This is a genomic window from Streptomyces sp. NPDC057543 (assembly GCF_042801895.1).
Classification (GTDB): domain Bacteria; phylum Actinomycetota; class Actinomycetes; order Streptomycetales; family Streptomycetaceae; genus Streptomyces.
Genome location: NZ_JBHVFF010000025.1, coordinates 1 through 11,897, shown reverse-complemented (window position 1 = coordinate 11,897; position 11,897 = coordinate 1). Strand labels below are relative to the sequence as shown.

At 68.0% G+C, this 11,897-nt stretch carries 12 protein-coding genes; 10 read left to right on the top strand and 2 right to left on the bottom strand.

All coding sequences use genetic code 11. The annotated features are described in order from the left end of the window. Position 1 precedes the first annotated feature (1 nt). From nadC to ACFU8Q_RS07085, 7 genes are all read left to right on the top strand, one after another. Complete coding sequence (gene nadC / locus ACFU8Q_RS07115; protein ID WP_384448974.1) at positions 2-1,045, top strand: carboxylating nicotinate-nucleotide diphosphorylase; 1,044 nt, start codon at positions 2-4, stop codon at positions 1,043-1,045. Further along, entirely contained in the window at positions 1,045-1,842 is a 798-nt protein-coding gene (locus tag ACFU8Q_RS07110) for a type III pantothenate kinase (RefSeq protein ID WP_384448971.1), read from the top strand. The genes nadC and ACFU8Q_RS07110 overlap by 1 nt, the downstream gene beginning before the upstream one ends. A 137-nt stretch (positions 1,843-1,979) precedes the next feature. Beyond that, entirely contained in the window at positions 1,980-2,567 is a 588-nt protein-coding gene (locus ACFU8Q_RS07105; protein WP_384449045.1) for a hypothetical protein, read from the top strand. A 60-nt stretch (positions 2,568-2,627) separates the two neighbouring features. Beyond that, positions 2,628-2,807: a hypothetical protein gene (locus ACFU8Q_RS07100; RefSeq protein WP_384448968.1), complete on the top strand. Its 180-nt coding sequence runs from the start codon at positions 2,628-2,630 to the stop codon at positions 2,805-2,807. Positions 2,808-2,915: 108 nt separating this feature from the next. Then, positions 2,916-3,452 carry a BlaI/MecI/CopY family transcriptional regulator gene (locus tag ACFU8Q_RS07095; RefSeq protein ID WP_384448965.1) on the top strand — a complete coding sequence of 179 codons (537 nt, stop codon included), beginning with the start codon at positions 2,916-2,918 and terminating at the stop codon, positions 3,450-3,452. Positions 3,453-3,461: 9 nt separating this feature from the next. Continuing rightward, positions 3,462-4,019, top strand: a complete 558-nt coding sequence (locus tag ACFU8Q_RS07090; protein WP_384448962.1) for an amino-acid N-acetyltransferase — start codon at positions 3,462-3,464, stop codon at positions 4,017-4,019. 144 nt (positions 4,020-4,163) lie between these two features. Next, positions 4,164-4,499, top strand: a complete 336-nt coding sequence (locus tag ACFU8Q_RS07085) for an Lsr2 family protein (RefSeq protein WP_093894032.1) — start codon at positions 4,164-4,166, stop codon at positions 4,497-4,499. On the opposite strand, the gene ACFU8Q_RS07080 is transcribed toward ACFU8Q_RS07085, so the two are convergent. Beyond that, positions 4,478-5,086: an SCO3374 family protein gene (locus ACFU8Q_RS07080; RefSeq protein ID WP_384448960.1), complete on the bottom strand. Its 609-nt coding sequence runs from the start codon at positions 5,084-5,086 to the stop codon at positions 4,478-4,480. The two genes, ACFU8Q_RS07085 and ACFU8Q_RS07080, sit on opposite strands and share 22 nt — an antisense overlap. A gap of 428 nt (positions 5,087-5,514) precedes the next feature. Between ACFU8Q_RS07080 and ACFU8Q_RS07075 the strand changes: the two genes are divergently transcribed. Both ACFU8Q_RS07075 and ACFU8Q_RS07070 read left to right on the top strand, forming a co-directional pair. Then, positions 5,515-8,043 (top strand): ATP-dependent Clp protease ATP-binding subunit, encoded by a 2,529-nt coding sequence (locus tag ACFU8Q_RS07075; RefSeq protein ID WP_384448957.1) that lies wholly within the window; start codon positions 5,515-5,517, stop codon positions 8,041-8,043. 703 nt (positions 8,044-8,746) lie between these two features. Next, positions 8,747-9,457: a M23 family metallopeptidase gene (locus ACFU8Q_RS07070; protein WP_384448954.1), complete on the top strand. Its 711-nt coding sequence runs from the start codon at positions 8,747-8,749 to the stop codon at positions 9,455-9,457. A 20-nt stretch (positions 9,458-9,477) separates the two neighbouring features. Here the strand turns inward: ACFU8Q_RS07070 and ACFU8Q_RS07065 are convergent, their stop codons facing one another. Next, entirely contained in the window at positions 9,478-10,062 is a 585-nt protein-coding gene (locus ACFU8Q_RS07065; RefSeq protein ID WP_384448951.1) for a TetR/AcrR family transcriptional regulator, read from the bottom strand. A 128-nt stretch (positions 10,063-10,190) separates the two neighbouring features. On the opposite strand from ACFU8Q_RS07065, the gene ACFU8Q_RS07060 reads away from it, so the two are divergent. After that, the gene (locus ACFU8Q_RS07060) at positions 10,191-11,807 is read left to right on the top strand and encodes an MDR family MFS transporter (RefSeq protein ID WP_384448948.1); all 1,617 of its coding nucleotides are present in this window, start codon (positions 10,191-10,193) and stop codon (positions 11,805-11,807) included. Positions 11,808-11,897: the final 90 nt, after the last annotated feature.

The following is an 11,897-nucleotide window of genomic DNA, read 5'->3' as shown; positions in this document are numbered from 1 at the left end:
CGTGAGCACGCCCGAAGAGAATCCGCGCCCCACACCCGTGGACGTACCGCTGATCCAGATCGGCGCGCCCGCACCGTCCCAGGGCGGCTGCGGGGACGGCTGCGGCTGCGGCGAGGACGAGTACTACCAGCTCAACCCCCTGGAGTGCGGCCTCGACCCCGACCTCGCCCAGCTCCTGGCCGACGCGGGCCTGGACCCGGTCCAGGTCGAGGACGTCGCGCATGTCGCCATCGAGGAGGACCTCGACGGTGGTGTCGACGTCACCACCGTCGCGACCGTCGCCGAGGACGCCGTGGCCACCGGCGACTTCACCGCCCGTGAGGCGGGCGTCGTGGCCGGTCTGCGCGTCGCCGAGGCCGTCCTGTCCATCGTCTGCACGGACGAGTTCGCGGTCGAGCGCCATGTCGAGGACGGCGACCGCGTCGTCCCCGGCCAGAAGCTGCTGACCGTCACCACCCGCACCCGCGACCTGCTCACGGGCGAGCGCAGCGCGCTCAACCTGCTCTGCAGGCTCTCCGGCATCGCGACCGCCACCCGCGCCTGGGCCGACATCCTCGAAGGCACGAAGGCCAAGGTCCGCGACACCCGCAAGACCACCCCTGGCCTGCGCGCCATGGAGAAGTACGCGGTGCGCTGCGGCGGCGGCGTGAACCACCGCATGTCGCTGTCGGACGCGGCGCTGGTCAAGGACAACCACGTGATCGCGGCCGGCGGCGTGGCCGAGGCCTTCAAGCGGGTACGGGACGAGTTCCCGGACGTACCGATCGAGGTCGAGGTCGACACCCTGCAGCAGGTCCGCGAGGTCCTCGACGCGGGCGCCGACCTGATCCTGCTGGACAACCTCACCCCGCTGCAGACCGCCGAGGCGGTCGCCCTGGTCGGCGGCCGCGCGGTCCTGGAGTCCTCCGGCCGGCTCTCCCTGGACACCGCACGCGCCTACGCGGAGGCGGGCGTCGACTACCTGGCCGTCGGCGCGCTCACCCACTCCTCGCCGATCCTCGACATCGGCCTGGACTTCCGCGACACCGACGGGGCCGGCGCCTGATGCTGCTCACCATCGACGTCGGCAACACCCACACCGTCCTCGGCCTGTTCGACGGTGAGGAGATCGTCGAGCACTGGCGGATCTCCACCGATGCCCGCCGCACGGCGGACGAGCTCGCGGTGCTGCTCCAGGGCCTGATGGGCATGCATCCGCTGCTGGGCATGGAGCTGGGCGACGGCATCGAGGGCATCGCGATCTGCTCCACGGTCCCGGCCGTCCTGCACGAGCTGCGCGAGGTGACCCGCCGCTACTACGGCGACGTGCCCGCGGTCCTCGTCGAGCCGGGCATCAAGACCGGGGTGCCGATCCTGATGGACAACCCGAAGGAGGTCGGCGCGGACCGCATCATCAACGCGGTCGCCGCCGTCGACCTGTACGGCGGTCCGGCGATCGTCGTCGACTTCGGGACGGCCACCACCTTCGACGCGATCTCCGCCCGCGGCGAGTACACCGGCGGTGTCATCGCACCCGGCATAGAGATCTCGGTCGAGGCGCTCGGCGTCAAGGGCGCCCAGCTCCGCAAGATCGAGCTGGCCCGGCCGCGCAGTGTGATCGGCAAGAACACGGTCGAGGCGATGCAGGCGGGCATCATCTACGGCTTCGCCGGCCAGGTCGACGGTGTGGTCGCACGGATGAAGAAGGAACTGGCCGCCGACCCCGACGACGTCACCGTCATCGCGACGGGCGGCCTTGCGCCGATGGTGTTGGGCGAGTCCTCCGTCATCGACGAGCACGAGCCCTGGCTCACCCTCATCGGTCTGCGGCTGGTGTATGAGCGGAACATCGCCCGGATGTAGTGGATACGGGGCGTACCTGCGGGAACGGCGGGGCGGACCGGGGCCGCCGCCGCGCCGCCGACGACCCGTTAAGCGGATTTTGTCCATTTAGCACGTATTGTCGCTTCATGCCCACGCCTTACGGATCACGCGGCGGTATGGCGTTCAGCGCGGACGAGCTGCGTGTGCTCCGACGCGCCCTCTCCACCGCCCTTCACCCCACGCCCCTGCCCGACGAGGACGTCCAGGACTGCCTGCTGCTGGCGGGCGCCGTGGACGAGGCGGTCGGCGAGGCGGGACGGCTGCGCACGTTCCTGCTCGCCGACCTCGTCCGCTACCGCAATGCCCTCCCCGGCTCCGCCGGCGGCTACCTGGAGCTGCTCCAGGACGCCCTGGCGGGCGGATACGACCCTCGCCCCGACGACCTCGCCGCGCTGCGCGCCCTGCGCCACAGACCGGTGGCCGCGGCCCTCCTGGAGCGCTGCCAGATGCTCACGGAGCGCTCGGTGCGGGCCCGCCTCGCCGGACGTGCCGTGCCGGCGGTGACCCCCGCGCCCCGCAGCCGGCTTCTCGCCCTGCCCGGCGGCCGGGCCGACGAAGCCGAACCCGAACGGCCGAAGACCCCGGCGGCCCCGGCCCGCCCGGCCCGGCCCGCTCCGTCGCCCGGACGCCCGGCACCCAAGCCCTCCGAGGTCTTCCCGCCCCGCCGCCCGGCCCCGCCGCCGCAGCAGCGTGCCGCGGGATAGCCGGCCGCGACTCGGAGGGGGTGCGCGGAAGCCCGTACCGGCCTCGCTACTCTGGATGCCATGGACTACGTATCCGCGCTCGTGCCCCCAGTGGTGATGGCCGCCTTCTTCATCGGCCTCGTCGTGACGATCGTCAAGAGCCAGGGCGGTCCCAACAAGGCCAAGGAGGACGCGGCCGTGGACTCGGTGCTCGGCCGTGCCGAGTCCGTCCAGCAGGCACCGCGGACCGACGGAGTCTGACACTCCGCTTCTCGCGCACACAAAGGGCGCACGACTCGTCAGGAGTCGTGCGCCCTTTCGCTGCGTAAATAACCGAGCATTCCCGGCATCTAGCACTAAAGTGACATTGTGCCCCGCCAATTGGGAGATCTGGAAGACGCCGTGATGACGCGGGTCTGGCAATGGAACCGTCCGGTGACCGTGCGGGAAGTCCTCGAGGACCTTCAGCAGGAACGCTCCATCGCCTATACGACCGTCATGACGGTAATGGACAATCTCCATCAGAAGGGCTGGGTGCGCAGGGAAGTCGACGGCCGCGCATATCGATATACGGCGGTCTCGACCCGCGCCGCATACTCGGCCGCACTGATGAACGAGGCCTGGTCGCGCAGTGACAACCCCGCCGCCGCTCTCGTCGCCTTCTTCGGCATGATGTCCGCCGAGCAGCGCCAGGCCCTCCGGGACGCCATGCGGATCGTCCGGCCCGACCTGCTCGGTTCCTCCGAGCCCCGGACGCGGGAAGAGCCCGATGAAGACAAGCGCGAAGTCGCGGATGAAGGCAAGCATGAACCCGCGCACGAAGCCGCGGATGAACCGAGCGATGAACCGACCGATGAACAGGCCGTAGATCCGGCCGATGGCGCGGGCCCGGAGTCCGGGCGATAGCGTCGGGGTATGTCCTCAGAGCTTCCGCATACCGATTTGCGTACCGAACCGTCGGTTATAAACGTGGCCATCACCGTCCGCCGGGCCAGGACCAGCGATGTGGCATCGGTCCGCCGTCTCCTCGACGGGTACGTACGTGAAGGCATCCTCCTCGACAAAGCGACGGTGACCCTTTACGAGGACATCCAGGAGTTCTGGATCGCGGAACGCGACGAGGACGCCCGGGTCATCGGCTGCGGCGCACTGCACGTGATGTGGGAAGACCTGGCCGAAGTGCGCACTCTCGCGGTCGACCACAGCATCAGGGGCGCCGGAGTCGGACATCAAGTACTGGACAAGTTGCTGCAGACCGCCCGCTGGCTGGGCGTACGGCGGGTTTTCTGTCTCACCTTCGAAGTCGACTTCTTCGCGAAGCACGGCTTCGTGGAGATCGGAGAGACGCCGGTCGACGGAGATGTCTACAGCGAGCTGCTGCGTTCCTATGACGAGGGTGTAGCGGAGTTCCTGGGTCTCGAACGAGTGAAGCCGAACACCTTGGGCAACAGCCGGATGCTTCTGCACCTGTGACCGCCACAAGAAGCCGTAGCTCTATGTCCGAATCGCGCACGTTTCCCGTCTTCTCGCGATCCTGAACCTCTCCCGAGGGTTTGTGTTTTTCGGAGAAAAGCGGTTTCCTTTCCGCGTACTGCATTTTCGATGAAAGGAAATCCGGTGGCACAGAAGGTTCAGGTCCTTCTTGTCGATGACCTCGACGGCGGCGAGGCGGACGAGACCGTCACGTTCGCTCTGGATGGCAAGACGTACGAGATCGACCTCACCACGAGCAACGCGGACAAGCTCCGTGGTCTTCTTGAGCCGTACACCAAGGGTGGCCGGCGTACGGGTGGCCGCGCGGCGGCCGGCCGCGGCAAGGGTCGCGCTGTTACGGGTGGCAACAAGGACACCGCGGAGATCCGTAAGTGGGCGCGCGAGAACGGCCACAATGTGAATGACCGTGGCCGTGTTCCCGCGGAGATCCGTGAGGCTTACGAGAAGGCCAACGGCTGAGCTGTCGACTCATCGGTCGACCGCCCCGTTCGGGCGTGCATCAACCGGACCCGGTGGCATTCCGTCGCCACCGCGTCCACGAGCCGTACGAGATCGGGAGCACCCCCACCCCTGCTCCCGAGGCCGCTCAGAGTCGGTAGCTCCGGCTCTTCCTCGTGCCGCAGCCCGGGGGGCCGCAGCCATACGGCGGCCCCCGGCCGGCTCGGCACCCCGCCGGGCGGCACCGGCGCGGTGATCCGGCCGCCCGCCCCGATGGCGGTCAGCGAGAGGGCGACCCCGCCCCACTCCAGCCAGTCGAGCAGCCCGGGCAGCTCGTCGGCGCTTCCCGCCGCGACCAGCAGGTTCATCCGTGCGCCCGCCAGCGCCACCGGCCCGCCGGCGCCGACCCGTCGCAGCGCCGCACGGCCGACGGCCGCGGGCACCTCCAGGACGTCGAACCGCAGCCCGGTCAGCAACCGCACCGGCGTGGTGCCCTCCGTTGCCCAGCCGAGCTCGCGTTCGTACCACCGTGCCCACCACGCGCAGGCGTCCAGGCCCTTCCGCCCGTCGGCGAACGACGGCGGGGGGGACGGGTCGGTGATGGTCATGCCGGAAGAACGGCCGAACCGCATCAACGGTTACGCGGAGTCCGTGACCAGGTGCTCAGCGTGTCCGAGATGGGGGCGTAGGAGCGTATTCAGGAGCGTAAATATGTTCGCCCATAGCGGAGGGAACCGGCGTGCGCCGCATGGACTGTCTGTAATAGCGGGTAAGACATCCCTAGTGGGGAGGGGCGACACGCAGGTCTGGGCATCTCACGTTCGCCATCGGCGTACTGACGAAAGGCGTATCTGCCTGGCCTGCGGGAACATCGTCTCGCACCATCAGGTTGGAGCAGATGTCGGCGTTCGGGGCAGGAGGCCAAGGACGGTGTCGGCAGTTGGAATGAGCGGTCCCCGCTTGCGGGACTAAGCTGCGGAAGGACAGGGAGGGGACCGACCCCTTACTGCCTGACCGCTCTGAGGAGCGATTAACGATGTTCGAGAGGTTCACCGACCGCGCGCGGCGGGTTGTCGTCCTGGCTCAGGAAGAAGCCCGGATGCTCAACCACAACTACATCGGCACCGAGCACATCCTCCTGGGCCTTATCCACGAGGGTGAGGGTGTCGCCGCTAAGGCCCTGGAGAGCCTCGGGATTTCGCTCGAGGCGGTCCGCCAGCAGGTTGAGGAGATCATCGGCCAGGGCCAGCAGGCCCCGTCCGGGCACATCCCCTTCACCCCCCGGGCCAAGAAGGTCCTGGAGCTGTCGCTCCGTGAGGCCCTCCAGCTCGGCCACAACTACATCGGCACCGAGCACATCCTGCTCGGCCTGATCCGCGAGGGCGAGGGCGTCGCCGCCCAGGTCCTCGTGAAGCTGGGCGCCGACCTGAACCGGGTGCGGCAGCAGGTAATCCAGCTGCTCTCCGGGTACTCGGGAGGCAAGGAGGCGGCAACCGCGGGCGGCCCCGCGGAAGGCACGCCCTCCACGTCCCTGGTGCTCGACCAGTTCGGCCGGAATCTCACCCAGGCTGCCCGCGAATCCAAGCTCGACCCGGTCATCGGGCGCGAGAAGGAGATCGAGCGGGTCATGCAGGTGCTGTCCCGTCGTACCAAGAACAACCCGGTTCTCATCGGCGAGCCCGGCGTCGGCAAGACGGCGGTCGTCGAGGGACTGGCGCAGGCCATTGTCAAGGGCGAGGTGCCCGAGACCCTCAAGGACAAGCACCTCTACACCCTCGACCTCGGTGCGCTGGTTGCCGGTTCCCGCTACCGCGGTGACTTCGAGGAGCGCCTGAAGAAGGTCCTCAAGGAGATCCGCACCCGCGGCGACATCATCCTGTTCATCGACGAGCTCCACACCCTGGTGGGTGCGGGCGCCGCCGAGGGCGCGATCGACGCCGCCAGCATTCTCAAGCCGATGCTTGCCCGCGGCGAGCTGCAGACCATCGGTGCGACGACGCTCGACGAGTACCGCAAGCACCTGGAGAAGGACGCCGCGCTGGAGCGCCGCTTCCAGCCCATCCAGGTCGCGGAGCCGTCGCTGCCGCACACCATCGAGATCCTCAAGGGTCTGCGCGACCGCTACGAGGCCCACCACCGCGTCTCCATCACGGACGAGGCGCTGGTCCAGGCCGCGACGCTGGCCGACCGGTACATCTCGGACCGCTTCCTGCCGGACAAGGCGATCGACCTGATCGACGAGGCCGGTTCCCGGATGCGCATCCGCCGGATGACCGCGCCGCCGGACCTCCGCGAGTTCGACGAGAAGATCGCGGCCGTCCGCCGCGACAAGGAGTCCGCGATCGACTCGCAGGACTTCGAGAAGGCCGCGTCCCTGCGCGACAAGGAGAAGCAGCTCCTCGCCGCGAAGACCAAGCGCGAGAAGGAGTGGAAGGCCGGCGACATGGACGTCGTGGCCGAGGTCGACGGCGAGCTGATCGCCGAGGTCCTGGCCACCGCGACCGGCATCCCGGTCTTCAAGCTGACGGAGGAGGAGTCCTCCCGGCTGCTGCGCATGGAGGACGAGCTCCACAAGCGCGTCATCGGCCAGAAGGACGCCATCAAGGCCCTCTCGCAGGCGATCCGCCGTACGCGAGCCGGTCTGAAGGACCCGAAGCGCCCCGGTGGTTCGTTCATCTTCGCCGGCCCGTCCGGTGTCGGTAAGACGGAGCTGTCGAAGACGCTCGCCGAATTCCTCTTCGGTGACGAGGACGCACTGATCGCCCTCGACATGTCGGAGTTCAGCGAGAAGCACACGGTTTCCCGCCTCTTCGGTTCTCCCCCCGGTTACGTGGGTTACGAAGAGGGCGGCCAGCTCACCGAGAAGGTGCGCCGCAAGCCGTTCTCCGTCGTCCTCTTCGACGAGGTCGAGAAGGCCCACCCCGATATCTTCAATTCCCTGCTCCAGATTCTGGAAGACGGTCGGCTGACCGACTCCCAGGGCCGGGTCGTGGACTTCAAGAACACGGTCATCATCATGACGACCAACCTCGGGACCCGGGACATCTCCAAGGGCTTCAACCTGGGCTTCGCCGCCCAGGGTGACGTCAAGACCGGCTACGAGCGGATGAAGAACAAGGTCAACGAAGAGCTCAAGCAGCACTTCCGCCCCGAGTTCCTCAACCGTGTCGACGACACGGTCGTCTTCCACCAGCTCACCGAGGAAGACATCATCCAGATCGTCGACCTCATGCTCGCCAAGGTGGACGAGCGCCTGAAGGACCGCGACATGGGCATCGAGCTGAGCTCGGAAGCCAAGTCGCTCCTGGCGAAGAAGGGCTACGACCCCGTGATGGGCGCCCGGCCGCTGCGCCGGACGATCCAGCGCGAGATCGAGGACATCCTCTCCGAGAAGATCCTCTTCGGTGAGCTGCGCCCCGGTCACATCGTGGTCGTCGGCACCGACGGCGAGGGCGAGGAGAAGACGTTCACCTTCCGCGGCGAGGAGAAGTCGGCTCTGCCCGACGTCCCCCCGATCGAGCAGGCGGCGGGCGGCGGGGGACCGAACATGTCGAAGGACGTGTGAGGACGCGCCGAAGCGTGTGAGCGCCTGAGCGCCTGAAGGGGCTGCCCCGGAACTGTGAGAAACGGTCCGGGGCAGCCCCTTTTACTGTGCCCGTGCCCCGTGCCCCGTGCCCCGTGCCCCGTGCCCCGTGCCCCGTGCCCCGTGCCCCGTGCCCGTGCCTGTACCCGCCCCGCCCCGCCCCGTGCCTGTACCCGCCCCGCCCCGCCCCGTGTCCGTGCCTGTACCCGGTCGTGCCCGTGCGGTGCCGCGATCGGCGCCGAGTACCTCGGAACGGTGAACCGGACCGACTTCACCCGTCGGCCGAAAGTCCCGGATCGGACGGGCTTCGGTCCCACCGGTGGTGACAAGGCACACAGCCCTTTCGCGGCCTACTAGCGGCCATAGGGGAGAGTGCCGCGGTCGCGGCAGGGCCCTATGCCCCTGCGAGGGGAGGGGGTTTCGGGGCCCGAGGAGGATGGGTCTGAATAGCTATGTTTAGTCCGATTCGACCGGTACGAAGCTGGGGTTAATCCTGCCTGGAAAAGGAGTTTCGACGCGTCCCGGCGGCGGGTGTGCGGGACTGCCGGCGGCGAATTCCCTAGGGTGCTGCTACGGCTTTTGTTCGTAGATAGGGTGTTTGAGCATGAGCGGGGGCGCGGGTTACCAAGGAATGGCCAGCCCGGCCGGAGCGCCGGGTCCAGTCATCTCCGGAGGATCTCCGCTTATGTCGAAGCGCGTTTCGTTCCAGCACTCCCGCCGCCCGTCCCTGTCCCGTGTCCGTGGCGCCGTGGTGGCAGCCGGCCTGGGGACGTCGATGGTTCTCGGTGCGGGCGCTGCGTTCGCGGCCGCCACGGCGGGTTCTCCTGGTGCCGCGAGCCTGATCAACGACTTCTCGGCCCACTCGGTCGCCCAGCAGGCGGCCGTGCAGGCCAAGGCGGCCAAGGCTGCCCAGGAGGCCAAGGTGGCCAAGGCTGCCAAGGAGGCGGCAGTCAAGAAGGCGGCTGCGAAGAAGGCGGCCGGCTGGGAGACCCCGGTGAGCCGCTACGAGCTGAGCGCGAGCTTCGGCAACGACGGCAGTCGCTGGGCCCACAAGCACTCCGGCCAGGACTTCGCCGTGCCGATCGGCACCAAGGTCAAGGCCGCACACGGCGGCACCGTCGTGAAGGCCGGCCCGAACGGCGGTGGCGACGGTCCCGCGTACGGCAACGCCGTTGTGATCAAGCACGCCAACGGCACGTACTCGCAGTACGCCCACCTGTCGAAGATCGATGTGCGCATCGGCGAGACCGTGAAGACGGGCGAGAAGATCGCCCTTTCCGGCAACACCGGCAACTCCAGCGGCCCGCACCTGCACTTCGAGATCCGCCACACCGCCGACTACGGTTCCGCGGTCAACCCGGTCAGCTTCCTGCACAAGGAGGGCGTCTCGGTCTGATCCGACCGGGACGGACCCCGCTACTCGGCGGACTCCGGGCCGTGCGCCCGGGTGATGAGTTCGAAGGCGACTTCGAGGATGGCCTTGCGCTTCTCCTCGGGGTCGCCTTCGAGGTCCTTGAGCGCGAACATGCCCGCGTGCGTCGTGAAGAGCGCGGTGAAGCAGCGCACCTGGTCGGTCAGTGACGCGCCGGGTTCCTGGAGCAGGTCGACCAGGGCGACGACGCGCTCCTTGATGGTCACCCCGATGCTGAGGTCCCGCACGGCCGCCTGGTTCTCCTGCATGAAGCGGAACAGCGGGGCGGCACCGATCAGGGCCTCGCTGTAGCGGCTGAGGATCTCCTTCTTCGTCTCCAGGGTGCGCGGCTGCTCCTTGCCCCAGGCAAGCAGCTCCTCGACCGGCCGGTTGAGGTCCTCGAAGATGCTGACCAGGATGTCTTCCTTGGTCTTGAAGTGGTAGTACAGCGCGGCCTTGGTGACATCCAGCCGCTCGGAGATCTCGCGGAGCGAGGTCTTCTCATAGCCCTGTTCGGCAAAGAGCTCCAGGGCGACATCCTGGATGCGCTGGCGCGTGTTGCCACGGCGCTGCTGCGGCGTGCGGCCCATGAAGCTCTCCCTCAAAAAAACTTACTTGACGCCCGGCTAGTTACGGGTCTACTTTCCCCAGTGTAGTCAACTAGCCGGGCGGCAAGTAAGTGTCAGGCCCGCACAGGGGATCAGGGGAGTGGGGACCAATGTCCGATCTGAAGAAGGCGGCCGGCGGAAAGGCGGCCGGTGCCGACCTGCCTGCCGGAAAACCCGGCAAGCAGCAGCGCAGTGTGCGGGTGGTGATGCTCGCGCTCATGATCACGATGCTGCTCGCCATGCTGGACAACCTGATCGTCGGCACGGCCATGCCGACCATCGTCGGCGACCTGGGCGGTCTGGAGCATCTGTCCTGGGTCGTCACCGCGTACACCCTGGCCACCGCCGCCTCCACCCCCATCTGGGGCAAGCTCGGCGACATGTACGGGCGCAAGGGCATCTTCCTCACGTCCATCGTGATCTTCCTGATCGGCTCGGTGCTGAGCGGAATGGCCCAGGACATGGGTCAGCTGATCGGTTTCCGGGCGGTCCAGGGGCTCGGCGCGGGCGGTCTGATGGTCGGTGTCATGGCGATCATCGGCGACCTCGTACCGCCGCGCGAACGCGGCAAGTACCAGGGCATGATGGCCGGTGTCATGGCCATCGCCATGATCGGCGGACCGCTGGTCGGGGGCACCATCACCGACCACCTCGGCTGGCGCTGGAGCTTCTACATCAACCTGCCGCTCGGCGCGGTCGCCCTCGCCATGGTCACCGCCGTACTGCATCTGCCGAAGCGTGAGCGCGCCGCGGCGAAGGTCGACTACCTCGGTGCCGGGCTGCTGACCCTCGGAATCACCGCGATCGTGCTGGTCACCACCTGGGGCGGTTCGGAGTACGACTGGAACTCCGCTGTGATCATGGAGCTCATCGCGATCGGTGTCGCCGCGCTCGTCGGCTTCCTCTTCGTCGAGACCAAGGCCGCAGAGCCGATCATTCCGCTGCACATATTCCGCAGTCACAACTTCACCCTGATGTCCGTCGTCGGCTTCATGGTGGGCTTCGTGATGTTCGGGGCGGTGCTCTTCCTGCCGCTGTACCAGCAGTCCGTCCAGGGCGCCTCCGCGACCAACTCGGGCCTGCTGCTCCTGCCGATGCTGCTGGCGATGATGGTGGTCTCGCTGATCGCGGGACGGGTCACCACCAGCACCGGCAAGTACAAGATCTTCCCCATCGTGGGCTCCGCCCTGATGGTGACCGGTCTGTTCCTGCTCTCCCAGATGGACACCGCCACCACGCGACTGACCTCGGGCGTCTACATGGCGGTGCTCGGCGCGGGCATGGGCTTCCTGATGCAGATCACGATGCTCGTCGCGCAGAACAGCGTGGAGATGAAGGACATGGGCGTCGCCTCCTCCGCGACCACCCTCTTCCGTACGCTCGGCAGCTCCTTCGGCGTCGCGATCATGGGCGCACTGTTCACCGGACGGGTGCAGGACGAGATGGTGGCCCGCGGCGGCGGGGCAGCCACCGCGAAGTCCGCCCAGCTGGACGCGGCGAGCCTGGCGAAGCTGCCTGAGCAGGCGCGTGAGGCGTACCAGTACGCGGTGTCGTCCGGCACGCACATCGCGTTCCTGGTGGGCGCCTCGGTCGGCGTCATCGCCCTGCTCGCCTCGGTGTTCGTCAAGGAGGTCCCGCTGCGGGGCGCGGGCCCGGAGACCACGTCGTCGGACGACACGCAGGCACGGGCCGCGGCCGCCGCTCCCAAGCAGGCCGAGGCCGTCTGACCCTCTCGCGGCGTACGAGCAGGGTGCGAGCAGCTACGAGCGGCTCACCGCACGACGTACGTGTAAGAGCCGGCGTACGGAGAGGCTCCC

Bases quoted from the DNA above. Each gene is read 5' to 3' on its own strand.
- ACFU8Q_RS07110 (WP_384448971.1), top strand. From the start codon at position 1,045: ATGCTGCTCACCATCGACGTCGGCAACACCCACACCGTCCTCGGCCTG.
- ACFU8Q_RS07105 (WP_384449045.1), top strand. From the start codon at position 1,980: ATGGCGTTCAGCGCGGACGAGCTGCGTGTGCTCCGACGCGCCCTCTCC.
- ACFU8Q_RS07100 (WP_384448968.1), top strand. From the start codon at position 2,628: ATGGACTACGTATCCGCGCTCGTGCCCCCAGTGGTGATGGCCGCCTTC.
- ACFU8Q_RS07090 (WP_384448962.1), top strand. From the start codon at position 3,462: ATGTCCTCAGAGCTTCCGCATACCGATTTGCGTACCGAACCGTCGGTT.
- ACFU8Q_RS07080 (WP_384448960.1), bottom strand. From the start codon at position 5,086: ATGACCATCACCGACCCGTCCCCCCCGCCGTCGTTCGCCGACGGGCGG.
- ACFU8Q_RS07075 (WP_384448957.1), top strand. From the start codon at position 5,515: ATGTTCGAGAGGTTCACCGACCGCGCGCGGCGGGTTGTCGTCCTGGCT.
- ACFU8Q_RS07070 (WP_384448954.1), top strand. From the start codon at position 8,747: ATGTCGAAGCGCGTTTCGTTCCAGCACTCCCGCCGCCCGTCCCTGTCC.
- ACFU8Q_RS07065 (WP_384448951.1), bottom strand. From the start codon at position 10,062: ATGGGCCGCACGCCGCAGCAGCGCCGTGGCAACACGCGCCAGCGCATC.
- ACFU8Q_RS07060 (WP_384448948.1), top strand. From the start codon at position 10,191: ATGTCCGATCTGAAGAAGGCGGCCGGCGGAAAGGCGGCCGGTGCCGAC.